23 protein-coding genes and 1 riboswitch are annotated in these 23,571 nt (G+C 52.3%); of the genes, 9 read left to right on the forward strand and 14 right to left on the reverse strand.

What is annotated here, in order from left to right; translation table 11 throughout:
• Positions 1-99: 99 nt before the first annotated feature.
• Both dnaG and rpsU read right to left on the reverse strand, forming a co-directional pair.
• A complete protein-coding gene (dnaG, locus tag ATB02_RS06970; RefSeq protein ID WP_088541769.1) occupies positions 100-1,845 on the reverse strand; it encodes a DNA primase in 1,746 nt (581 codons plus the stop codon).
• 110 nt (positions 1,846-1,955) lie between these two features.
• A complete protein-coding gene (rpsU, locus tag ATB02_RS06975; RefSeq protein WP_001144069.1) occupies positions 1,956-2,171 on the reverse strand; it encodes a 30S ribosomal protein S21 in 216 nt (71 codons plus the stop codon).
• Positions 2,172-2,408: 237 nt separating this feature from the next.
• Here rpsU and tsaD point away from each other — a divergent pair, with 237 nt between their 5' ends.
• Positions 2,409-3,422: a tRNA (adenosine(37)-N6)-threonylcarbamoyltransferase complex transferase subunit TsaD gene (tsaD, locus tag ATB02_RS06985; protein WP_032185154.1), complete on the forward strand. Its 1,014-nt coding sequence runs from the start codon at positions 2,409-2,411 to the stop codon at positions 3,420-3,422.
• A 42-nt stretch (positions 3,423-3,464) separates the two neighbouring features.
• Here tsaD and ttdT read toward each other — a convergent pair whose 3' ends face one another.
• From ttdT to ttdA, 3 genes are read right to left on the reverse strand one after another with little or no spacing between them, the layout of a single operon-like run.
• Positions 3,465-4,928: an L-tartrate/succinate antiporter gene (ttdT, locus tag ATB02_RS06990; protein ID WP_032185153.1), complete on the reverse strand. Its 1,464-nt coding sequence runs from the start codon at positions 4,926-4,928 to the stop codon at positions 3,465-3,467.
• 48 nt (positions 4,929-4,976) lie between these two features.
• Positions 4,977-5,582, reverse strand: a complete 606-nt coding sequence (gene ttdB, locus ATB02_RS06995) for a L(+)-tartrate dehydratase subunit beta (protein WP_000722957.1) — start codon at positions 5,580-5,582, stop codon at positions 4,977-4,979.
• On the reverse strand, positions 5,579-6,490 hold the full coding sequence (ttdA, locus tag ATB02_RS07000; RefSeq protein ID WP_000986806.1) for a L(+)-tartrate dehydratase subunit alpha: 912 nt from the start codon (positions 6,488-6,490) through the stop codon (positions 5,579-5,581). The genes ttdB and ttdA overlap by 4 nt, the downstream gene beginning before the upstream one ends.
• Positions 6,491-6,696: 206 nt before the next feature.
• Here ttdA and ttdR point away from each other — a divergent pair, with 206 nt between their 5' ends.
• The gene (ttdR, locus tag ATB02_RS07010) at positions 6,697-7,629 is read left to right on the forward strand and encodes an L-tartrate utilization transcriptional activator TtdR (protein WP_000935209.1); all 933 of its coding nucleotides are present in this window, start codon (positions 6,697-6,699) and stop codon (positions 7,627-7,629) included.
• A 12-nt stretch (positions 7,630-7,641) separates the two neighbouring features.
• Here the strand turns inward: ttdR and plsY are convergent, their stop codons facing one another.
• Entirely contained in the window at positions 7,642-8,259 is a 618-nt protein-coding gene (gene plsY, locus ATB02_RS07015) for a glycerol-3-phosphate 1-O-acyltransferase PlsY (protein WP_001272796.1), read from the reverse strand.
• Positions 8,260-8,363: 104 nt separating this feature from the next.
• Here plsY and folB point away from each other — a divergent pair, with 104 nt between their 5' ends.
• A complete protein-coding gene (gene folB, locus ATB02_RS07020; RefSeq protein ID WP_001295541.1) occupies positions 8,364-8,732 on the forward strand; it encodes a bifunctional dihydroneopterin aldolase/7,8-dihydroneopterin epimerase in 369 nt (122 codons plus the stop codon).
• A gap of 90 nt (positions 8,733-8,822) precedes the next feature.
• Complete coding sequence (gene bacA / locus ATB02_RS07025) at positions 8,823-9,644, forward strand: undecaprenyl-diphosphate phosphatase (protein WP_001305111.1); 822 nt, start codon at positions 8,823-8,825, stop codon at positions 9,642-9,644.
• Positions 9,645-9,724: 80 nt separating this feature from the next.
• On the opposite strand, the gene cca is transcribed toward bacA, so the two are convergent.
• From cca to ATB02_RS07045, 3 genes are all read right to left on the reverse strand, one after another.
• The gene (gene cca, locus ATB02_RS07030) at positions 9,725-10,963 is read right to left on the reverse strand and encodes a fused tRNA nucleotidyltransferase/2',3'-cyclic phosphodiesterase/2' nucleotidase/phosphatase Cca (RefSeq protein ID WP_001551671.1); all 1,239 of its coding nucleotides are present in this window, start codon (positions 10,961-10,963) and stop codon (positions 9,725-9,727) included.
• Positions 10,964-11,026: 63 nt separating this feature from the next.
• Entirely contained in the window at positions 11,027-11,647 is a 621-nt protein-coding gene (locus tag ATB02_RS07035) for a TIGR04211 family SH3 domain-containing protein (protein WP_001125332.1), read from the reverse strand.
• A gap of 342 nt (positions 11,648-11,989) precedes the next feature.
• Complete coding sequence (locus tag ATB02_RS07045) at positions 11,990-13,195, reverse strand: RNA-guided endonuclease InsQ/TnpB family protein (protein WP_032185152.1); 1,206 nt, start codon at positions 13,193-13,195, stop codon at positions 11,990-11,992.
• A gap of 12 nt (positions 13,196-13,207) precedes the next feature.
• Here ATB02_RS07045 and tnpA point away from each other — a divergent pair, with 12 nt between their 5' ends.
• The 4 genes from tnpA (at position 13,208) to hldE (ending at position 19,377) form a co-directional block, all read left to right on the forward strand.
• Complete coding sequence (tnpA, locus tag ATB02_RS07050) at positions 13,208-13,660, forward strand: IS200/IS605-like element ISEc41 family transposase (RefSeq protein WP_000266196.1); 453 nt, start codon at positions 13,208-13,210, stop codon at positions 13,658-13,660.
• Positions 13,661-13,731: 71 nt separating this feature from the next.
• Positions 13,732-15,033, forward strand: coding sequence for an inorganic triphosphatase (ygiF, locus tag ATB02_RS07055; RefSeq protein WP_105271296.1), 1,302 nt, complete (start codon positions 13,732-13,734; stop codon positions 15,031-15,033).
• A gap of 22 nt (positions 15,034-15,055) precedes the next feature.
• Positions 15,056-17,896 carry a bifunctional [glutamate--ammonia ligase]-adenylyl-L-tyrosine phosphorylase/[glutamate--ammonia-ligase] adenylyltransferase gene (gene glnE / locus ATB02_RS07060; RefSeq protein WP_105271297.1) on the forward strand — a complete coding sequence of 947 codons (2,841 nt, stop codon included), beginning with the start codon at positions 15,056-15,058 and terminating at the stop codon, positions 17,894-17,896.
• A gap of 47 nt (positions 17,897-17,943) precedes the next feature.
• A complete protein-coding gene (gene hldE, locus ATB02_RS07065) occupies positions 17,944-19,377 on the forward strand; it encodes a bifunctional D-glycero-beta-D-manno-heptose-7-phosphate kinase/D-glycero-beta-D-manno-heptose 1-phosphate adenylyltransferase HldE (protein WP_105271298.1) in 1,434 nt (477 codons plus the stop codon).
• Between the two features lie 119 nt (positions 19,378-19,496).
• Here hldE and ATB02_RS07070 read toward each other — a convergent pair whose 3' ends face one another.
• The 4 genes from ATB02_RS07070 to ATB02_RS07090 form a co-directional block, all read right to left on the reverse strand.
• Positions 19,497-19,556: a type I toxin-antitoxin system Ibs family toxin gene (locus ATB02_RS07070; protein ID WP_100249717.1), complete on the reverse strand. Its 60-nt coding sequence runs from the start codon at positions 19,554-19,556 to the stop codon at positions 19,497-19,499.
• Positions 19,557-19,872: 316 nt separating this feature from the next.
• Entirely contained in the window at positions 19,873-19,932 is a 60-nt protein-coding gene (locus tag ATB02_RS07075; protein ID WP_105271347.1) for a type I toxin-antitoxin system Ibs family toxin, read from the reverse strand.
• Between the two features lie 238 nt (positions 19,933-20,170).
• Positions 20,171-21,832, reverse strand: coding sequence for a flotillin family protein (locus ATB02_RS07085; RefSeq protein WP_105271300.1), 1,662 nt, complete (start codon positions 21,830-21,832; stop codon positions 20,171-20,173).
• A 26-nt stretch (positions 21,833-21,858) separates the two neighbouring features.
• Positions 21,859-22,488 carry an OB-fold-containig protein gene (locus ATB02_RS07090; RefSeq protein WP_000599926.1) on the reverse strand — a complete coding sequence of 210 codons (630 nt, stop codon included), beginning with the start codon at positions 22,486-22,488 and terminating at the stop codon, positions 21,859-21,861.
• A gap of 268 nt (positions 22,489-22,756) precedes the next feature.
• Here ATB02_RS07090 and glgS point away from each other — a divergent pair, with 268 nt between their 5' ends.
• Complete coding sequence (gene glgS / locus ATB02_RS07095; RefSeq protein ID WP_001296424.1) at positions 22,757-22,957, forward strand: cell surface composition regulator GlgS; 201 nt, start codon at positions 22,757-22,759, stop codon at positions 22,955-22,957.
• Positions 22,958-22,991: 34 nt separating this feature from the next.
• Here glgS and ubiK read toward each other — a convergent pair whose 3' ends face one another.
• Complete coding sequence (ubiK, locus tag ATB02_RS07100) at positions 22,992-23,291, reverse strand: ubiquinone biosynthesis accessory factor UbiK (protein WP_000566827.1); 300 nt, start codon at positions 23,289-23,291, stop codon at positions 22,992-22,994.
• 121 nt (positions 23,292-23,412) lie between these two features.
• A riboswitch (FMN riboswitch) is annotated at positions 23,413-23,561 on the forward strand.
• Positions 23,562-23,571: the final 10 nt, after the last annotated feature.

Consider the following 23,571-nt stretch of genomic DNA (forward strand, 5'->3'; position numbering starts at 1 on the left):
CCAACGATAATTACGAGGGCGTACTTATATATTTGCCGCTGCCTCTCAGTGCGGCTGTCGGGGGCTTCCCGATCGCTCTTCGGCACTTAAGCCGTTAAATTACTTTTTCGCCAGCTCCTGGTTTAATGTCCAGAGCTCCAGGCGTTCTTCGTTGCTTAAACCATGCGTGCGCTCACGAGCGATTAACTCTTCCTGGCGCAGTTCAAGCAGCGAATCAAACATATGGTTGAGTGAGTCGGTGAAGGTTTGCTCAGCAATATTCCTATCTGCTATATCGTCCCACATCGACAGTTTTTCAAGGGTGGCAGCATTATTTGTACCACGATAGTGCTCTAAAAGTTGCCCGGTGGTCAGACCCGGCTGAGAGAGACAAGTGTTGACCAGTTCTCTGAATAAGCCAAGTCCAGGGAGCTTATTTTCATCCAGATTCTCAAGCGGCGGGACCAATGTCGCTAATTCTGGATTTTGCACCAGCAACCCTATAAGTATACGCATGGTCGTGCGTTTTAGCTGTGGAACAGGGCGAGAAACGCTGCTCTCCGCCGCTTTTGGCATTAATCGTTCAAGCTGGCTGTCATCAAGTATGCCTAATTTGTTGCCTAATTCCTGACGAAGATATATTCGCAGCGTTTCGCCCGGCACCTGCGATATCAATGGCAGTGCCAGCGTACTCAAACGTGCGCGCCCGTCAGGGGTACTCAGATCAACTTGCGGCATCAGACTGTTAAACAGAAAAGCGGAGAGCGGCATCGCCTGCTCCATCCGCGCTTCAAACGCTTCTTTACCTTCTTTGCGCACCAGCGTGTCAGGGTCTTCGCCATCAGGCAAAAACATAAAACGTAGCTGCCGTCCGTCTGTCATGTAAGGCAACGCCGTTTCCAACGCTCGCCAGGCAGCATCGCGACCGGCACGGTCGCCGTCATAACAGCAAATGACATTGTTGGTCGCGCGGAACAACAACTGAATGTGATCGGCAGTGGTTGACGTGCCTAACGACGCGACAGCGTAATTAATGCCGTATTGCGCCAGCGCCACCACGTCCATATAGCCTTCGACCACAAGCAGACGATTGGGTTCAGCGTTATCCTGCTGCGCCTCATAAAGACCGTATAGCTGGCGGCCTTTATGGAAAATATCGGTTTCCGGCGAGTTCAGGTATTTGGGGGTATCGTTGCTCAACACGCGCCCGCCAAAACCAATCACCCGACCGCGTTTATCGCGAATGGGGAACATCACCCGCTCGCGGAAACGATCGTAACTGCGACCCTGATCGTTGGTGACCAACATGCCCGCATCAATCAATGACTGACGATTTTCTGGATTGCCGCCAAACCGTTTCAGGACGTTGTCCCAGCCGGGGGGCGCAAAACCAATCGCAAAGCGGGCGATAACCTCGTGGCTTAATCCGCGTTTTTCCAGATACTGGCGCGCAGACGTGGCAACAGGTTGCTGTAAAGATTGTTGGTAAAACGTATTCAGACCGTCCATCAACTGATAAAGCGTTTGCCGTTGATGGCGCTCGATCTGACTGGGGCCGCTGCCTGCTTCAAATGGCACTTCAAGATTGTGCATTGCCGCCAGCTCTTCGACCGTTTCGACGAACTCGAGCTTGTCGTAGTTCATCAGGAAGTCGATCGCATTGCCGTGCGCGCCACATCCAAAGCAGTGGTAAAACTGTTTTTCACCGTTAACGGTGAATGACGGGGTTTTCTCGTTGTGGAATGGACAACACGCGTGGAAATTCTTGCCCTGCTTTTTCAGCTTTACACGGGCATCGATCAGATCGACGATGTCAGTGCGTGCCAGCAGATCATTAATGAATACGCGTGGGATTCGTCCAGCCATAGGCCCCGATTTTTAGCAATTCATAAACGAAAATAAGCCGCGCATTCCTTTCGGAAGCACGGCCTTACAACTACAACTCGGTCTGATCGGAGAGCAACGCTCTCGGGGAATTAGTACAGACGAGTGCGGCGTGCGTTTTCGCGAGCCAGTTTCTTCGCGTGACGTTTCACTGCAGAAGCTTTAGCGCGCTTACGTTCGGTAGTCGGTTTTTCATAGAACTCACGACGACGAACTTCCGCCAGAACACCTGCTTTTTCGCAGGAACGCTTGAAGCGACGCAGAGCTACGTCGAACGGCTCGTTTTCACGTACTTTAATTACCGGCATGTGCCTCTCACCTTTGATTAATTCGGTTTGCCGCTGGCATCAACGCCAGCTTATTTCAAAATGGTGCGGAATTTTACTGCAATTGCTGCTGCTTTGTAAAGCACCGCGGCCTTTTTTGAAAGGGACTTTTATAAGGGTGAGGAGTATACACGAGGCTTTCTCCAGGGGCGAACAAAGTTTTACATCAACCCGCATTGGTCCTACACTGCGCGGTAATAAAGCGAGGTAAAACAAGTCATGCGTGTACTGGGTATTGAAACTTCCTGCGATGAAACCGGCATCGCCATTTACGACGATGAAAAAGGTTTGTTAGCCAACCAATTGTATAGTCAGGTGAAATTGCACGCTGACTACGGCGGCGTCGTGCCTGAACTGGCCTCCCGCGATCACGTGCGTAAAACCGTACCGTTGATCCAGGAGGCGCTGAAAGAGTCCGGTTTAACGGCAAAAGACATTGACGCCGTGGCCTATACTGCAGGCCCTGGATTAGTCGGTGCGCTGTTGGTTGGCGCAACGGTCGGGCGTTCGCTGGCGTTTGCCTGGGGCGTTCCGGCGATCCCTGTACACCATATGGAAGGGCATCTGTTAGCGCCGATGCTGGAAGATAACCCACCGGAATTTCCGTTTGTCGCGCTGCTGGTTTCCGGCGGCCATACGCAGTTAATCAGCGTCACAGGCATTGGTCAGTACGAGCTGCTCGGCGAGTCTATCGATGATGCCGCCGGTGAAGCCTTTGATAAAACCGCGAAACTGTTAGGGCTCGATTATCCTGGTGGTCCATTACTGTCGAAAATGGCGGCTCAGGGTACTGCCGGGCGCTTTGTCTTCCCGCGTCCGATGACCGACCGTCCGGGGCTGGATTTCAGCTTTTCTGGTCTGAAAACCTTCGCGGCAAATACCATTCGTGATAACGGCACCGACGACCAGACGCGTGCTGATATCGCCCGCGCCTTTGAAGATGCGGTGGTCGATACGTTGATGATTAAGTGTAAGCGAGCGCTGGATCAGACAGGCTTTAAGCGACTGGTAATGGCAGGCGGCGTGAGTGCTAACCGCACGTTACGGGCGAAGCTGGCTGAAATGATGAAAAAACGCCGTGGCGAAGTGTTCTACGCGCGTCCGGAATTTTGTACTGATAACGGCGCGATGATCGCCTATGCCGGAATGGTGCGGTTTAAAGCAGGCGCGACGGCGGATCTCGGCGTTAGCGTGCGTCCGCGCTGGCCGCTGGCAGAGTTACCGGCCGCGTAAAACTATTAGGTGCCGGAGAGTCACTTCCGGCACCGTCCTCACTTAAAGCAACACCACGGGCATCCACAGTAAGCCGGTAATCACCAGCAACACGAGGAATATCAGCCCAAAAATTGCCCCCAGTCGCCAGTAATCCACCGTTGGCAGATAACCACTACCGTAGTAAATTGGACTGGGTCCGGTGGCGTATGGCGTAAGAATGCTCCCCAGACCAATTGCCGCGCCAACCATCAGGCAGAACACGGGAAGCGGGATTTCCGGCATCGCCAGCGCGGCGGCAATCATCATCGGCGCGAGAGCGGAGGTATACGCCGTGGCGCTGGCAAAGAAGTAGCGTAGCAGATAAAAGACCACAATCAACGCCACCATCACCATCGTTGGCGAATAACCGCTTAAGCTGCCTGCTAACAGTTTGCCAAACCAGCTAATAAAACCGGTGTTGTTGAGTCCGGTAGCGAGGGTGATAAGCGAGGCCAGCCAGAAGAAAACGTTCCACGCCGCTTTATTACTGACAATATCGTCCCAGCAGATAATGCGCAGAAGCAGCATCAGTGCCACCACGCTGTAACCGACCATCGCGGCATCGATATAATCACCGCCGAAAATCCACAGCACCAGTGCGCCTACCATCAGCCCCAGCATCCGTTTTTCACGCGAACAGAGCGGGCCCATTGCGTGCAGTTCCGTCTCTGCCCAGCGCGGCACCTGATCACCAGACTTCAGTACCGGCGGGTACAGCACGTAAGCCAGCCAGGGAACCAGCAGAACCAGTAAAATGCTGAGCGGCAACATGCCGAGAAACCAGTCGCCCCAACTCAGCGTGGCGTGAGATGCGCTTTTCATCAGGCCAATTAACAGCAAGTTTGGTGCCATCGCCGTCAGGAAAATGGCGCTGGTCACGCAGTCGGCAACAATCCCCATCCACATGATGTACGAGCCAATGCTGCGCGAACTGCTGTCGTTTGGTTGTGATTGATAGAGCGGTGGCAGGTTACGGATGATGGGATAGATAATCCCCGCACCGCGCGCCGAGTTGGACGGTGTTACAGGTGCCAGGATCAGCTCGGAGAACATCACCGCATAGCCGAGAAACAGCGTACGATGCCCCATCTTTTTCACCAGAATCAGCGCGATACGTCGCCCCAGCCCGGTTTTTTCATAGCCTGTGCCAAACATAAAGGCGGCGAAAATCAGCCAGATAACCGAATTAGAAAAACCAGAAACCGCCCAGGAGAGGGATTTGGCGGTGAACTTAAAACCTGGCTGGGCGAGCTGCTCCGGGCTAAACAGCAGCCACGGCGAGAGAATGGCGATAATGGAGATACCCACCATCGCCACCACGGCACCCGGCACGGGTTCGAGGATCAGTCCAACGATCACGCCAGTAAAAACGGCAAAGTAGAGCCAGGTATGACTCTCCAGCCCTGCGGGAACCGGAATTAGAGCAATAATGGCGATGACCGCCAGCGGCGCAAGGTATCGCCACCATTCAGTGGAAGGTTTCATCGTGTTATGCCTGCGAAAAAGGAGAGGGGGTGAGCCTCTCCGGGAGGGTTATTTGATGTAGTGGACGTGCTCGCAAATCTCTTCCACGATGGGATCGCGGCGTTCGGCGAACAGCTTTTTGTTTTCGGCTATCAGGTTGTTGCCGTGGGTATCAATAGAGACAATCAGCGGACCGAACTCTTTGACCCGGCAGACCCACAGCGACTCCGGCATCCCGAGTTCTGTCCAGTGCACCTCTTCAATCTCTTCCACCTGGGTTGCCGCCAGTACTGCGCAGCCTGCCGGGAAAATCACATGCAGCGCCTTGAATTTCTGGCAGCCTTCTTCGGTCAGCGGCCCCATTCCGCCTTTGCCGACCACCAGTTTCACGCCGGTCTGTTCGATAAATTCACGTTCAAAACTTTCCATACGCATACTGGTTGTCGGGCCGACGGATACCATCTCCCATTTGTCGCCGTTTTTGCGCACGATGGGGCCAGCGTGGAAAATCGCTTTGCCGTTGAGATCGTAAGGGATCGGACGTTTGAGTTCGATCAAGCGACGGTGACAAACGTCACGGCAGGTTACCAGCGTACCGGTCAGGTAGATCACATCGCCGACGCGAATATCTTGCAGATCTTCAGCTTTGATCGGGGTTGTCAGGATCTTTTTCATAACGCGCTCCGGGTGTGAGACAGATTTTCAAAGGTGAGATCGGCATGAACCAGCAGTGTGCCGCGACGATGCGCCCAGCAGCCGGTAGAAACAGCAACGCCGATGGTTGACGGATGGCGGGCGGCAGATTCGATATGTACGCCCATCACTGAACTGTTGCCAGTCAGCCCCTGTGGACCAATCCCCAGACGGTTGAGTCCTTCTTCCAGGCGTAGTTCCAGCTCTGCCGCTTTTGGATTGGGATGGCGGCTGCCAATTGGGCGCAAAATGGCTTTACGTGAGAGCACAGCGGCGGTTTCCACCGAGGTGGCGATGCCCACGCCTACCAGTACCGGTGGACAGGCGTTTACGGCGAGGGTGGAGATATTTTCGAAGACGAATTTCACTACGCCTTCGTAGCCTTCCGACGGCATTAACACTTTCGAACGACCAGGCAACGTGCAGCCGCCGCCTGCCATGTAAACTTCGATTTCCGCATCGTCACCGTCGGGGACGATATCCCAGGTGACCCACGGTACGCCGCTGCCGGTATTTTTGCCGGTGTTCACTTCGTCAAAAATTTCTACCGCATTGTGACGCAGTGGCGCTTTGACGGTTGCCTCTTCCACGGCTTGCTTAAGAATGCTTTGCAGCTCGCCAAGCAGTGGGAAACGGGAACCGACCTTAACAAAAAACATGATTTCGCCGGTGTCCTGACAGGCAGGACGATTCAGGTCGATTGCTTTTTGCATGTTGTCGAACATCGTGTGGTAGATGATTTTCCCCATCGACGACGTTTCGGCATCCTTTAGCTGTTTTAGTTTGTCCACCACGTCATCGGGCATTCGGGTAGAAATCATGGCGGTAAAGTTAGCGACAATCTCCGTCAACTTATTCACTGCCTGTTGCTTATTACTTTCGCTCATCATGGCAACTCCAGTTTATGTATTTGTCTGGAAAAATTCACCGCCACAAACTACCACTAAAAATGTGGTTTTATATTTTTTGCCGCCGTGAATATGTAATTCACAGTTCGTGAATCAACGCGAAAATAAGAATGAATATTGCGCCAGAGCAGGGAATGGCAATGTTTTGCGAAATACACTGCGCTTATCACAACTGCGGATAATTAACGATGCTGAATAGCTGGCCTTTAGCCAAAGATTTGCAGGTACTGGTAGAAATCGTCCACAGCGGGAGTTTTAGTGCTGCAGCGGCGACGCTTGGGCAAACGCCTGCATTTGTCACCAAGCGGATCCAAATCCTTGAAAATACGCTGGCAACAACGCTGCTGAACCGCTCCGCCCGCGGCGTGGCGCTGACTGAAAGTGGCCAACGTTGTTACGAGCATGCGCTGGAAATCCTCACCCAATATCAGCGACTGGTCGATGACGTCACGCAAATCAAAACGCGCCCGGAGGGAATGATTCGTATTGGCTGTAGTTTTGGTTTTGGGCGCAGCCATATTGCGCCAGCTATTACCGAACTGATGCGCAATTATCCTGAGTTACAGGTGCATTTTGAATTGTTCGATCGGCAAATTGATTTAGTGCAGGATAATATTGATCTGGATATTCGTATTAATGACGAAATTCCTGATTATTATATTGCGCATCTTTTGACAAAAAATAAACGAATATTATGTGCAGCGCCTGAGTATCTGCAAAAATATCCGCAGCCACAATCCTTGCAGGAATTAAGTCGTCATGACTGTCTGGTGACCAAAGAGCGCGATATGACCCACGGAATATGGGAGTTGGGGAACGGTCAGGAGAAAAAATCGGTGAAGGTAAGCGGGCACCTTTCCTCCAATAGCGGCGAGATTGTGCTGCAATGGGCGCTGGAAGGAAAAGGAATTATGCTGCGTTCTGAGTGGGATGTTTTACCGTTTCTGGAGAGTGGCAAACTGGTGCGAGTATTGCCGGAGTATGCACAAAGCGCCAATATCTGGGCTGTTTACCGGGAGCCGCTCTATCGCAGCATGAAATTACGTGTCTGCGTGGAATTTCTGGCGGCATGGTGCCAGCAGCGGCTAGGCAAGCCCGACGAAGGCTATCAGGTTATGTAGACTCGCGAAAAATCACTCAGGATCCTTTTCGCGCTTTCTTTTGAATTTCGTCCAGATTTTTGTCTCCTGACGACGCCACAGACGCTGGATGTTGTCATGATGGCGCAGCAGGATCAGGCATGAGAGCATCGAAACCGGGAAGGTGAATTGTGGCTTAAACCACCAGACGTAAAATGGAGCAATCAGTGCGCTGACAATCGCTCCCAGCGACGAGTATCCGCTCAATAGCACGGTCAGTAACCAGGTTCCCGCCATTACTCCGGTGAGATCCCAGCCAATTGGTGCGATGGCACCAAAAGCGGTAGCAACGCCTTTTCCTCCTTTAAAACCGAAGAAAACGGGCCAGATGTGTCCAAGGCAGGCGGCGATGGCAATTAAGCCTAGCCAGAAGGGGCTGACACCTAATTCATACGCGCCCCAGACGGGCAACATTCCTTTCAGAACGTCGAAAATCAGTACTGCTACGGCTGCTCCCTTGCCACCGATACGTAACACATTGGTTGCGCCAGGATTACCGGAGCCGCTGGTTCGCGGATCGGGCAGCCCACACAAGCGGCAAACCAGAATGGCACTGGAAATGGAGCCGCAGAGGTACGCGATGAGGATCATTCCAGGCGCGATTGCACTCATAAGCTGTTCCGTTTTGAAAATTCGTGTTCAACGATGAATCTGTGGATAATACGCACATTTCGCCGGAAGTGGTATCCGGTTAGCCAAAAAGCAGGCAGGACGTGATGGATATTGTATTTATAGAGCAACTTTCGGTAATCACCACTATTGGTGTTTACGACTGGGAACAGACCATCGAACAGAAGTTAGTGTTCGATATCGAAATGGCGTGGGATAACCGTAAAGCGGCGAAAAGTGATGATGTGGCGGATTGCCTCAGTTACGCTGACATTGCAGAAACGGTAGTCAGCCACGTCGAGGGTGCGCGTTTTGCGCTGGTGGAACGTGTGGCGGAAGAGGTGGCGGAGCTGCTGTTAGCACGCTTCAACTCGCCGTGGGTGCGTATCAAACTCAGCAAGCCAGGCGCAGTGGCGCGGGCGGCGAATGTTGGCGTCATCATTGAGCGTGGCAATAATCTGAAAGAAAATAATTAATTTTACAGCTGTTAAACCAAACGGTTATAACCTGGTCATACTGCAGTAGTTTGGACAAGCGTTACATTTTTATAATTTAGGGGTTTATTGATGAGCGATATGCACTCGCTGCTGATAGCGGCAATATTGGGTGTGGTCGAAGGATTGACAGAATTTCTGCCGGTATCCAGCACGGGCCATATGATTATTGTCGGTCACTTGTTGGGATTTGAGGGCGACACGGCGAAAACCTTTGAAGTCGTGATCCAGTTAGGATCAATTCTGGCGGTAGTAGTGATGTTCTGGCGGCGTCTGTTTGGCCTGATTGGCATTCACTTTGGTCGTCCGCTGCAACACGAAGGAGAAAGCAAAGGCCGTTTAACGCTGATCCACATTCTGCTTGGCATGATCCCAGCGGTAGTACTGGGATTGTTGTTCCATGACACGATTAAATCATTGTTTAATCCAATAAATGTGATGTATGCGCTAGTGGTTGGTGGTTTGTTGCTGATTGCTGCCGAATGTCTGAAGCCGAAAGAGCCGCGTGCGCCGGGTCTCGATGATATGACCTATCGCCAGGCGTTTATGATTGGCTGCTTCCAGTGTCTGGCGCTGTGGCCGGGTTTTTCACGCTCCGGGGCGACCATATCTGGCGGGATGCTGATGGGCGTGAGCCGTTACGCGGCTTCCGAGTTCTCGTTCCTGCTGGCGGTGCCGATGATGATGGGCGCAACGGCGCTCGATCTCTACAAAAGCTGGGGCTTCCTGACAACCGGCGATATCCCGATGTTTGCCGTTGGGTTTATCACCGCTTTTGTGGTGGCGCTGATAGCGATTAAAACCTTCCTGCAATTGATTAAGCGCATTTCGTTTATCCCTTTCGCCATTTATCGCTTTATTGTGGCTGCTGCGGTGTATGTCGTGTTCTTTTGATTGAGGAATAGTGTCGGATATGACGCTTGTGCGTCTTATCCGACCTGGCCGGTGTTTGCAATAAATTGAAATTCAAGTGCTTAATCAGGCTTTGGACAACGTTGTTCCTTCCAGCTGGCTACCGCCGCAATCCGCCGTCGGGTCAGCTCCTCGCGAATCTCCACACCTTTAAATCCCGCTTCAACGACGGCTTTTGTCGGCACTGACTGTGCCACTTCCCAGGCTTCGCGCAACCAGCGGCCTTGCGGGTAGTCCGCTGATTCAAAACCGGTTCTGCCGCGCACATCAGCCTCGCTGGTCAGCGCCAGTTGCTCGACACGCTGCGGTTTACGCCAGGCGTCGATGGAATCAAATAGTTTGACGATGGTTTTTGGGTTCAGCATTGGGAAGGTGTGGATGAGATCGTGAAACTCAGCCACCAGTCTGGCTAAATCGCGAATTTCATTTGGCACGCGCAGACGCTGGCATAGTTGTTCCACTAACTTCACACCCGCCGGGCCATGACCATGATGACGCGGCCAAAGTTCTGGCGGCGTCAGTCCTTTACCGAGATCGTGGCATAGCGTTGCGAAACGGACATCGACCTGCGGACTTAGCATCGCCGCCATTGAGAGCGTCATTAAGGTGTGAATACCGGTGTCGATTTCCGGATGCCACTTGGCGGGGGCCGGAACGCCAAACAGGGCGTCAATTTCCGGGAATAAAACGCGCAGTGCGCCGCAATCGCGCAGTACCTGGAAGAACACCTGGGGATTGCGGGTAGTGAGGGCGCTTTCCGTCTCTTTCCACACCCGTTCAGGCGTCAGGTGTTCCAGTTCACCCGCGTGGGTCATCTCGCGCATCAGCGCCAGAGTTTCATCGGCAATACGAAAACCGAGGTGGGCATAACGCGCAGCAAAACGCGCCACGCGCAGTACGCGTAACGGATCTTCGCCAAAAGCGGGGGAAACATGGCGCAACAGACGATTTTGCAGATCGCCCAGACCGTTGTACGGGTCGATAATCTCGCCGTTATCGTCCTGGGCCAGCGCATTAATGGTCAGATCGCGCCGCTTAAGATCATCTTCCAGCGTGACATCCGGTGCGGCATAGCAGGTAAAACCGGTGTAACCGGAACCGGATTTCCGTTCGGTACGTGCCAGCGCATACTCTTCATGCGTTTGCGGATGCAGAAAAACAGGAAAATCGCGGCCTACCTGCTGGTAGCCCGCGTCGAGCATCTCCTGTGGCGTACTACCGACTACCACCCAATCTCTGTCTTTGACCGGTAGCCCTAACAATGCATCCCGAACAGCACCACCGACCAGATAAATCTTCACGCCATCATCCCTTCGTCAAATACACAATTCCTAATAATAAGACAGTGCAACGAAGAAGGCGATTTAGTTCATCCAGCGATCTTTACGTTTGCGCGTTGGGATCAGGTGCGGCAGTACCAGACCGAGCAGCAAGCCAAGCCCCAGCACGCCGCCACCATACATAAACCACTGCATGATGATGGTGCGCTGTTTGTCATCCAGCTGCACGCTGGCGGCATCGACCTTTTTCTGCGCGACAATCAGCTCGTTTTTCAGTTTCTGATTTTCTTCTTTTAACCCGTTGATCACGCTGTCGCTCTGCGCCACTTTTTGCTGCATTTCTGCGGTGCGCTGATTCCAGGTGTTATCGATATTGGTGAGCTTATCGGTCAGGGTTTTGACCTGATTTTCCAGATCTGGCACACGGGAGCGCAGGCTTGGCTCTGTACTAAGTTGTTTCAACGGGATCCAGGCAGTTCGGCCAGAGCTGTCTTTTACCTGGGCATAATTGGTGTTGGCGTCAGTTTGTAATAAGGTCACTTCCTCGCCGGCGTTAACCGTGCCCACGAGGCGATAATGATCTCCCGGACCGCTACGGACCCAGGTATTCAGTTCGTCAGAAACATAGCGCGTTTCTTCAGCGTGTGAGACGGCAGTGGCGCTAAGTGCGAGTAAAGTTAATCCGATCAGGCGTAATTTTGGCATCAGGCTGTCGTTATTGTCATGGAAAGTGGAACGATAGTAGTGGCATCAGTGTCGCTACGCAAAGCATTCGACATCAATCGGAATCCTCTGTGTCAGGTCTTGCCACTGCTTCAAACTTTTACGCCCGTCAAATTGCCCGTTGCATGGCAATTTGGCGCAAAATACTATCTACTGACAAAAAAGATCGCATTAAGTTCGCCGTTCATCGTCACTTATGTGACATAACCGATAAGTAAAGGCCTTGACATCCTCCCCCACCTTCGCGCAAAGCGACTCAGGAGGGGGATTCCCTTGTCAGGGTAGCAATACGTTGCCGCATTGCCCGGTTCCTCGCTCGACGGTTTACGCCGCCTTACGGGCGCGTCCTTTACGGACTGACGGCAATATTTGTCCTGCCGCCATGACTTCAAAACCTGCTGTTAATATATTGCGAGCGCCGTTTACATCGGCGTTTGCCGTATAGCCGCACGCGGTACAGATAAAGCTCGCCTGCGTCCTGCGGTTATTTTTCGATGTATGCCCACAACATGCGCATTTCTGACTGGTGTACGCCGGATTAATCGCCAGCACATCACCGCCGCGCCATGCCTGCTTATATTCGAGCTGGCGGCGCATTTCTGCCCAGCCCTGATCCAGTATCGCCCGGTTAAGACCTGATTTTGCCGCGACGTTGCGCCCCGGCTGGTCTACCGTACCCGCTGCTGATTTTGACATGTTCGCAACCTTTAAATCCTCAATGACTATCATCGCGTGGTTTTTGCTGATCGTCGTCGTGGTTTTATGAAGGTAATCGCGGCGGATGTTTGCGATATGAGAGTGGAAACGGGAAATCTTCGCTTTCTGCTTTTTCCAGTTGGCGGAGAATTTAACCATCCGGGCCAGACGGCGCTGTAAGCGAGCCAGCTTATCCTGATTTTTTTTAAAGCTGTTTACCGGTTCAAAGACAGTGCCGTCTGAAAGTGTTGCCAGCTTCGTTATACCTGCATCCAGGCCTATTGCGCTGGTCGATGCGTGAATCGGATCGGTAACAGCTAATTCGACCTGAAAAGACACATACCAGTGTCCGGCATGCTGGCTGATGGTGCAATTTTTAATGACGCCTTCAATCTTCCGGGACTGACGAAATTTAACCCAGCCCAGTCCTGACGGGAGTTTCACACGGCCATAATCCAGCCCACAATATTTGCTGAAATTGACGAACCGGATAGAGTCGCAGCCTTTGGTTTTCTTTTTGAAAACGGGCTTTTCAGCCGTCAGGGATTTATCAAAACAGCGATCCCATGCGCTCCGCAGGTCTTTCAGTTTCTGCTGGAGGTTGTCAGTGTAACCCTCAGCAAGAAAGGCCAGCTCAGGGAGTTTTTTCCAGCCCGTAAGTCGTTTATTCAGGTCGAAAGCTGACGGAATTTTTCCGCCCGCGTCATGAATGCTCAGTGTTTCATTCAGTGCATAGTTCCAGACAAAGCGAGCGCAACCGCACAACTGACGCAACCTTTGCGCCTGCTGGTCAGTGGGGTAGAGCCTGTATTTATATGCTTTCTGGATTAACATTTTGCATTCAGTATGTGGTTATTTAGAATGTACAATATATCCACATTTTTTTGGGAGGATCAATACGTGTGCGAAATCAATCGTTCACGCTATTCAGCTTACCTGTTGCATGTTCACGTTGTTTTTATGACAAAATACCGCCGTCCAGTTTTTGGTGAATTGCATCATGCAAACATGCGTCAGTATGTAGCGGAGGTATGCGCGGACTTTGGCGCCGAGTTAAAGGAATGTGACGGCGAGGCAGATCATGTTCACATGCTGATTGAATACCCACCGTTGGTGCAACTCACAAAGCTGGTAAACAGCCTTAAGTCCGTTACCAGTAGGCGGCTGCGGAATGATTTTATTGATTTGCGCGCCGCGTATTCAAAGCCCGTACTCTGGTCACGCTCTTATTTCATCGGTTCATGTGGTGGAGCACCGCTGGAAGTTGTGAAAAAGTATATTCAGAATCAGCGTGGCTGATAAACTGCGGGCTTAACAGCCCAAATTCCCCTCCCGCCTACGTTGGGGGGGGGGTACCCAGTGGAGGAAGGATGGCTCAGGAAATCGAATTAAAGTTTATTGTTAATCACAGTGCCGTTGAGGCGTTGCGTGACCATCTCAATACGCTGGGCGGCGAGCACCATGACCCCGTGCAGTTGCTGAATATTTACTACGAAACGCTGGATAACTGGCTGCGTGGGCACGACATGGGCTTACGTATCCGTGGCGAAAACGGTCGCTATGAGATGACCATGAAAGTCGCAGGAAGAGTGACTGGCGGTTTACACCAGCGCCCGGAATATAACGTGGCGTTGAGCGAACCGACGCTCGACCTGGCGCAGTTACCGACGGAAGTCTGGCCGAACGGCGAATTGCCTGCCGATCTCGCTTCCCGCGTACAACCGCTGTTCAGCACCGATTTTTATCGCGAAAAGTGGCTGGTAGAGGTCGATGGTAGCCAAATTGAAATCGCTCTCGATCAGGGCGAGGTGAAGGCAGGCGAATTTGCTGAGCCTATCTGCGAGCTTGAACTGGAACTGCTTAGCGGCGACACGCGCGCGGTGCTGAAACTGGCGAACCAACTGGTATCGCAAACCGGATTACGTCAGGGCAGCCTGAGCAAAGCCGCGCGTGGCTATCATCTGGCGCAGGGCAATCCCGCGCGTGAAATCAAACCGACCACCATTTTGCATGTTGCGGCAAAAGCTGATGTGGAACAGGGGCTGGAAGCGGCGCTCGAGCTGGCGTTAGCGCAATGGCAGTATCATGAAGAACTGTGGGTACGTGGCAACGATACGGCGAAAGAGCAGGTGCTGGCAGCCATCGGTCTGGTCCGTCATACGCTGATGCTGTTCGGCGGTATTGTGCCGCGTAAAGCGAGCACTCACTTACGTGATTTGCTGACTCAATGCGAAGCGACCATCGCTTCAGCGGTGTCTGCCGTAACGGCGGTCTACTCTACCGAAACGGCGATGGCGAAGCTGGCGTTGACCGAATGGCTGGTAAGCAAAGCCTGGCAGCCGTTTTTAGATGCCAAAGCGCAGGGCAAAATCAGCGATTCTTTCAAACGCTTTGCCGATATCCATCTTTCCCGCCATGCCGCTGAACTGAAAAGCGTTTTCTGCCAGCCGTTAGGCGATCGCTACCATGACCAGTTGCCACGCCTGACGCGTGATATTGACTCAATATTGTTGCTGGCGGGTTACTACGATCCTCTCGTCGCGCAAGCCTGGCTGGAGAACTGGCAGGGACTGCGTCATGCCATTGCGACCGGGCAACGCATTGAAATTGAACATTTCCGTAATGAGGCAAACAATCAGGAACCGTTCTGGTTGCACAGCGGAAAACGTTAATCAGGCAAGGATAAAATCGCTTATGAAGCCGCTCTCTTCACCGTTACAGCAGTACTGGCAGACCGTTGTTGAGCGGCTGCCAGCGCCTTTAGCCGAGGAATCACTTAGCGCACAGGCGAAGTCAGTACTTACCTTCAGTGATTTTGTGCAGGACAGCGTAATTGCGCATCCAGAGTGGCTGACGGAACTGGAAAGCCAGCCGCCGCAGGCCGACGAATGGCAGCATTACGCTGCATGGTTGCAGAAGGCGCTCAGTGATGTAAGCGACGAAGCAGGGTTAATGCGCGAGCTGCGTCTGTTCCGGCGGCGCATTATGGTGCGCATTGCCTGGGCGCAAACGCTGGCACTGGTTACTGAAGAGAGCATATTGCAGCAGCTCAGCCATCTGGCGGAGACATTGATTGTCGCCGCGCGTGACTGGCTGTATGAGGCCTGCTGCCGCGAGTGGGGTACGCCCTGCAATGCGCAGGGTGAAGCGCAACCGCTGCTGATTTTAGGCATGGGTAAACTGGGCGGCGGGGAGCTGAATTTTTCCTCAGATATCGATCTGATTTTTGTCTGGCCGGAACATGGTTGCACGCAGGGCGGACGCAGAGAACTGGATAACGCTCAGTTCTTTACCCGCATGGGTCAGCGGCTGATTAAAGTGCTGGATCAACCAACGCAGGATGGTTTTGTTTATCGCGTGGATATGCGACTGCGTCCGTTTGGCGAAAGTGGCCCGCTGGTGCTGAGCTTTGCGGCACTGGAAGACTATTACCAGGAGCAGGGGCGCGACTGGGAGCGATACGCCATGGTCAAGGCGCGGATTATGGGCGATAGCGACGGCGTCTATGCTAACGAGTTGCGTGCGATGCTGCGCCCGTTTGTTTTCCGCCGTTACATCGATTTCAGCGTGATCCAGTCGCTGCGCAACATGAAAGGAATGATTGCCCGTGAAGTACGTCGTCGTGGTTTGACCGATAACATCAAACTTGGCGCGGGTGGCATTCGCGAAATTGAATTTATCGTCCAGGTATTCCAGCTCATTCGCGGCGGGCGCGAACCGTCGCTGCAATCGCGCTCTTTACTGCCAACGCTCAGCGCCATTGCCGCGCTGCATCTGCTTTCTGAAAACGATGCTGAACAATTGCGAGTGGCGTATCTGTTCCTGCGGCGTCTGGAAAACCTGCTGCAAAGCATTAACGACGAACAAACCCAGACACTTCCTTCTGATGAGCTTAACCGTGCGCGGCTGGCGTGGGCGATGGATTTCGCGGACTGGCCGCAACTAACCGGGGCGCTGACCGGACATATGACCAATGTGCGCCGGGTGTTTAATGAATTGATTGGCGACGACGAAAGCGAAACTCAGGAAGAGTCGCTGTCGGAACAGTGGCGTGAGCTGTGGCAGGATGCGTTGCAGGAAGATGACACCACGCCAGTGCTGGCGCATCTTAGCGAAGATGATCGCAAACAGGTGCTGACGCTGATTGCTGATTTCCGCAAAGAGCTGGATAAGCGCACTATTGGGCCGCGAGGACGTCAGGTGCTCGACCATCTGATGCCGCATCTGCTAAGTGATGTCTGTGCGCGTGAAGACGCTGCTGTCACGCTGTCGCGCATTACGGCTTTGCTGGTGGGGATTGTTACCCGCACTACCTATCTTGAGCTGCTTAGTGAATTCCCCGCGGCGCTTAAGCATTTGATTTCTCTGTGTGCTGCATCGCCGATGATTGCCAGCCAACTGGCGCGTTATCCATTATTGCTGGACGAACTGCTCGATCCAAACACTCTCTACCAGCCGACGGCGACGGATGCCTACCGTGATGAACTGCGCCAGTATTTGCTGCGCGTGCCGGAAGATGACGAAGAGCAACAGCTTGAGGCGCTGCGTCAGTTCAAACAGGCGCAACTTTTACGCATCGCGGCGGCGGATATCGCCGGTACGCTACCGGTAATGAAAGTGAGCGATCACTTAACCTGGCTGGCAGAAGCCATGATAGATGCTGTCGTACAACAGGCATGGGTTCAAATGGTTGCCCGCTACGGTAAGCCAAATCACCTGAACGAACGCGAAGGGCGTGGTTTTGCGGTGGTCGGCTACGGCAAGCTGGGCGGCTGGGAGTTAGGCTACAGTTCCGATCTTGACCTGATCTTCCTCCATGATTGCCCAATGGATGCGATGACTGACGGCGAGCGGGAAATCGACGGGCGACAGTTTTATCTGCGTCTGGCGCAACGCATTATGCATCTGTTCAGTACGCGAACCTCTTCCGGCATTTTGTATGAAGTGGATGCTCGACTGCGTCCGTCCGGGGCGGCGGGAATGCTGGTCACCTCTGCAGAAGCGTTTTCCGATTATCAGAAAAACGAGGCCTGGACGTGGGAACATCAGGCGCTGGTGCGTGCGCGTGTAGTGTACGGCGATCCGCAGCTCACCGCGCACTTTGACGCGGTGCGTCGCGAGATTATGACGCTGCCGCGTGAAGGTAAAACTCTGCAAACGGAAGTGCGGGAAATGCGCGAGAAAATGCGCGCTCATCTCGGCAATAAACATCGCGATCGCTTTGATATCAAAGCCGATGAAGGCGGAATTACCGATATCGAATTTATTACCCAATATCTGGTGTTGCGCTACGCTCATGAAAAACCGAAGTTAACGCGCTGGTCAGACAACGTGCGTATTCTGGAGCTGCTGGCGCAAAACGACATTATGGAAGAGCAGGAAGCGATGGTGCTGACCCGTGCTTACACTACGCTGCGCGATGAACTTCATCATCTGGCATTACAGGAATTGCCGGGCCATGTGTCGGAGGATTGCTTCACCGCAGAGCGTGATCTGGTGCGGGCAAGCTGGCAGAAGTGGCTGGTGGAAGAATGAAGTATGGTATTATCGCGCGCAAATTTTGAATCTCTCAGGAGACAGGAATGAAAGTAACGCTGCCAGAGTTTGAACGTGCAGGAGTGATGGTGGTTGGTGATGTGATGCTGGATCGTTACTGGTACGGTCCCACCAGCCGTATCTCGCCGGAAGCGCCGGTGCCCGTGGTTAAAGTGAATACCATCGAAGAACGTCCGGGCGGCGCGGCTAACGTGGCGATGAATATCGCTTCTCTCGGTGCTAATGCACGCCTGGTCGGGTTGACGGGCATTGACGATGCGGCGCGCGCGCTGAGTAAATCTCTGGCCGACGTCAACGTCAAATGCGACTTCGTTTCTGTACCGACGCATCCGACCATCACCAAATTACGGGTACTTTCCCGCAACCAACAGCTGATCCGTCTGGATTTTGAAGAAGGTTTCGAAGGGGTTGATCCGCAGCCGCTGCACGAGCGGATTAATCAGGCGCTGAGTTCGATTGGCGCGCTGGTGCTCTCTGACTACGCGAAAGGTGCGCTGGCAAGCGTGCAGCAGATGATCCAACTGGCGCGTAAAGCGGGCGTTCCGGTGCTGATTGATCCAAAAGGCACCGATTTTGAGCGCTACCGCGGCGCTACGCTGTTAACGCCGAATCTCTCGGAATTTGAAGCTGTTGTCGGTAAATGTAAGACCGAAGAAGAGATTGTTGAGCGCGGAATGAAACTGATTGCCGATTACGAACTCTCGGCTCTGTTGGTGACCCGTTCCGAACAAGGGATGACCCTGCTGCAACCGGGTAAAGCGCCGCTGCATATGCCAACCCAGGCGCAGGAAGTGTATGACGTTACCGGTGCGGGCGACACGGTGATTGGTGTGCTGGCGGCAACGCTGGCTGCGGGTAATTCGCTGGAAGAAGCCTGCTTCTTTGCCAATGCGGCGGCAGGCGTGGTGGTCGGCAAACTGGGGACATCCACGGTTTCGCCGATCGAGCTGGAAAATGCAGTACGTGGACGTGCAGATACCGGCTTTGGTGTGATGACCGAAGAGGAACTGAAGCTTGCTGTAGCGGCGGCGCGTAAACGCGGTGAAAAAGTGGTGATGACCAACGGCGTCTTCGACATTCTCCACGCCGGGCACGTCTCCTATCTGGCAAATGCCCGCAAACTGGGTGACCGCCTGATTGTCGCTGTGAACAGCGATGCCTCCACCAAACGGCTGAAAGGGGATTCCCGCCCCGTTAACCCTCTCGAACAGCGTATGATTGTGCTGGGGGCACTGGAAGCGGTCGACTGGGTGGTGTCGTTTGAAGAAGACACGCCGCAGCGCTTGATCGCCGGGATCTTGCCAGATCTGCTGGTGAAAGGCGGCGATTATAAACCAGAAGAGATTGCCGGGAGTAAAGAAGTCTGGGCCAACGGCGGCGAAGTGCTGGTGCTCAACTTCGAAGACGGTTGCTCGACCACTAACATTATCAAGAAGATCCAACAGGATAAAAAAGTCTAACCGGAAAGCGGTTCACAGATCTCGCTTCGTACATGGCAGGCCTATTGACGCTGTTGTTTTTTCAACCTAGAGTAAAGGAACAAGGGTAAGGGAGGATTTCTCCCCCCTCTGATTGGCTGTTAATAAGTGGCGAAACTTACAAGTAACAACACAATCAGTATGATGACGAGCTTCATCATAACCCTTTCCTTCTGTAAGGCCCCTTCCTCGGGAGGGGCTTTCCCGTTTCAGCCCCTTGCTGACTCCCCGATTGTTGATGAGCGCCGGACCCCGCGCAACGCTTTCCCTGAGGTAGTTTTGCCTTCCCCGAGTGGTCACGCAAAACGCTGCAACAGCCTGATCATTTGCACCTTTTAGCGGAACGCAGATATAAAAAATCCCCGGCTTTTTGGGCCAGAGATGTGGGATAGAGAAACCTTCTTGACGCTGATTTTTTTTCAACCTAAAGTAAAGGAACAAGGGTGAGGGAGGATTTCTCCCCCCTCTGATTGGCTGTTAATAAGCTGCGAAACTTACGAGTAACAACACAATCAGTATGATGACGAACTTCATCATAACCCTTTCCTTATACAAGGCCCCTTCCTCGGGAGGGGCTTTCCCGTTTCAGCCCCTTGCTGACTCCCCGATTGTTGATGAGCGCCAGACCCCGCGCAATGCTTTCTCTTATGCAGTTTTCTCTTCCCCGAGTTGGCTCGCAAAACGCTGTAACAACCTGATCATTTGTACTTTTTAGCGGAACGCAGATATAAAAAATCCCCGGCTTTTTGGGCCAGGGATGTTCATAGTTGAAAATTTAATCTATGTTTTCTGCGACGGGAGTTGTTGAGGTTAAGGGTGAAGTCAATGCCGCCAGTGAGCCGCCTGAAACGCCAATTTCATTGAGCAAGGAGTCAATCAGCGGTGCCTGTGTGCGGTAAGAAAGGGCGGCAGACAATGCCTGTTCTGCCAGGTTTCCGCCACTAACGCTGCCTGATGCCGCATCCCCCGCAGCACCACCTCGGTTTAATCCATCGACCTGAATAATCTTGATGCCGTCAATGGACTTCATCGGCTCAACGGATTTCTCTATTACTGCAGGTAACGACTGTAATAGCGCCAGTTTGAATTTAAGGCTGGTTTGCTCGTCAGAAAGTACGTTGATAGCGTCGTTCAGCGCACGTTGCGCTTCTGCTTCCGCCAGGCCTTTTTTGCGTGTTGCTTCGGCTAACTCAACGATCGCCGCCGCCTGCATTTCTGCGGCTTCTTTCTCTGCTTTCGCCCGCACGGTCAGTTCAACCGCTTTGGTTTCTGCATCCTGCGCGGCAGCGATTAGGGCAACTTGTTTAGCACGATCGGCTTCCGCGGTCTGGCGAGTGGTTTCTACGTTTTGCTGGGCGCTTACCGCTTCTGCAAGTGCAAGGTTGGCACGCGCTTCCGCTTGTGACTGCTGTTCCGATTTGGCGGCAATAGCGATCGATTTCGTCTGGTTGGCGATTTCGGTGACCTGCTGCTGTTCGATCTCTTTAATGCGAACTTCACGTTCAGCTTCAACTTTTCTGGAACGGACGGCCTGTTCGCGGTCGATTTCCGTTTCCTGAATCTGTCGTTCAGCCAGAATTCGCGTCTGCTCTGCTTCCCGACGACGCTCGGCCTCATAAGCCGCAATTTTCGCATTCTGCTCAGCGGTACGGGTTTTAACCTGCTGCTCCTGCTCAAGCGTCATAAACGCTTCTTGCTGTTCAATCTCCAGCTTCCGCGATAGCGCATCACGGTTTTTCTCACGCACCGCAACTTCTACATCCTGTTCAACTTCGTTACGTTCGCGGCGACGGCGCTCCGTCTCCTGCGTCAGCTTGGTTAAACCTTCGGCGTCAAAGGCGTTGTTAGGATTGAAATGTTCTTTCGACGTCTGGTTAAAGTTGGTAAGTGAAACGCTTTCCAGTTCCAGGCCGTTTTTCGACAGATCTTCAGCAACGGTATTTTGTACGCCCTGCACGAAGTTCTCGCGGGTATCCTGTAACTCATGCATGGTCATTTGTGCAGCTGTTGCTCTCAGGGCATCGACAAATTTATCTTCAACCAACATACGTAAGTCTTCAGGCGACAGGGTGCGTTGCCCCAGCGTCTGGGCGGCGGTGGCAATACCTTCCACTGACGGTTTTACCCGCACAAAGAAAGCGACAACGACATCGACGCGCATACGATCTTTCGTAATCAGGCTATCAATGGTTGAGCGGCTGACTTCCAGTTTCAGGGTATTCATATTGATGGGAATTATTTCATGGAAGATTGGCATCACAATTGCGCCACCGCTCATTACCACTTTTTGCCCACCTAAACCAGTACGAACAAAAGCTTGCTCTGCCGAAGCGCGACGATAGAGCCTGGCGAAAATAATTCCAATAATAAACAGAATGCATACGGCAATAATTGCGGTAAACATCCAGGAGGGCACAGAATTAACAATATCATCCATTATTAAATTTCCTTTTGATTAATAAATTACAATATTTGGGGCCAGGGATTGTTTTCCGCCAAATATCGCGTTGCAGAAAGTCGGCAAATAATTAACACTTTGTCTCCTTTAGTGAAAATTTTTCCTTCTTCAGGCTCTAGTAGTAAATAATGTATTTGGCCAAATTGATCGGTGAGTTTTCCTTCGCAGGGATTACCTGAAGTGGCCTGATGACCGGTAATTAACGCCATGCTACCAATATACTCTTCTTCTGTAATAGCTGAACTATGGTCGCGTGGAATCCAGGGCGCAACTATTTTACCGGTATAATGCACCGCAATAATCGTAAACAGTAAACTGACAGGAACCACGAACAGGTTCGAGAGTGGTGATTGCCAAACCATGATGCAGGCATGCTGCAACAGGATGCCAATAAGACCAAAAAAACCAGCCAGTAAACAGAGAACGACGAGAGCTGGCAATCTTCCGATATTGAGATAATGAAGTGCCTGGCTAATATGACCTGTGGTTATGGAATCATAATGGTCAAGATGTGCATCAAGAGCACCGGAGAGCATGTGACCGCAGATAAGCGCAAAAATTTCTAAAAGGCCGATCAACAGTACAAAGGAAATAGCGAAAAGATAAGGGGTGTTATAGTCGGCGAATAAGATCATATGTCACTCCAATGTCCATTTAGTGACGCAATATTTACTTTAGGATAGTTTCCTTGCTTACATTTATCTTTGTTAATAATAACACATGTTAGAGAAGTTCTGGAAGAGAAAGTCTTTTAATATGGTTTTTTATTTTTCACTAAAAAGTGTGATCGGGGACAATATATTTACGCACGTTATGTTTAAAGGCACTACACTGATTGGGGAATACTGAAATCAGAAAAAGCATATGGCCTTAAAAGGTATGCGATAACCGGAGGATGTGCTTATGGATCATAGTCTTAATTCTTTAAATAATTTCGATTTCCTGGCGCGTAGTTTTGCCAGAATGCACGCAGAAGGTCGCCCGGTCGATATTCTGGCCGTTACTGGTAACATGGATGAAGAACATAGAACCTGGTTTTGCGCACGTTATGCCTGGTATTGCCAACAGATGATGCAAACCAGAGAACTGGAATTAGAACATTGATATTACGGGCCGTCTGGCCCGTTTTTGTGGTGCTTTATTCTGCTTTATCAACCGGCGGGATAGCTGGAGGAGATTGAAGTTCTGCTACCGGATTATTGCGCGCTTCCAGTTCGCTGATGCGTTGTTCTAGTAACGCCAGTTTTTCACGAGTCCGTAACAGGACTTGCGTCTGTACGTCGAATTCTTCGCGGCTCACCAGATCGAGACGCGTCAACTGCGCTTGTAGGGTTTGGCGGATTTTTTTCTCCACATCTTCCCCGAACTCCCTGATTCCTTTAGGCATTGATTCGTGAACCTGGCGAGCGATTTGCTCAATTTTTTTCGGGTCAATCATTGTAGTTTCCCTGTACTGATAGGTGTTGAGTGCCATTGTAGTGCGATAAGGGTAAGTCATAAACCAGAATTATGTGAAGCTATGCGTTGCTGCCGCTAATCATTAGCGTTATAGTGAATCCGCTTATTCTCAGGGCGGGGCGAAATTCCCCACCGGCGGTAAATCAACTCAGTTGAAAGCCCGCGAGCGCTTTGGGTGCGAACTCAAAGGACAGCAGATCCGGTGTAATTCCGGGGCCGACGGTTAGAGTCCGGATGGGAGAGAGTAACGATTCTGTCGG

This window comes from Escherichia sp. MOD1-EC5189, assembly GCF_002966045.1.
GTDB lineage: Bacteria > Pseudomonadota > Gammaproteobacteria > Enterobacterales > Enterobacteriaceae > Escherichia > Escherichia coli_F.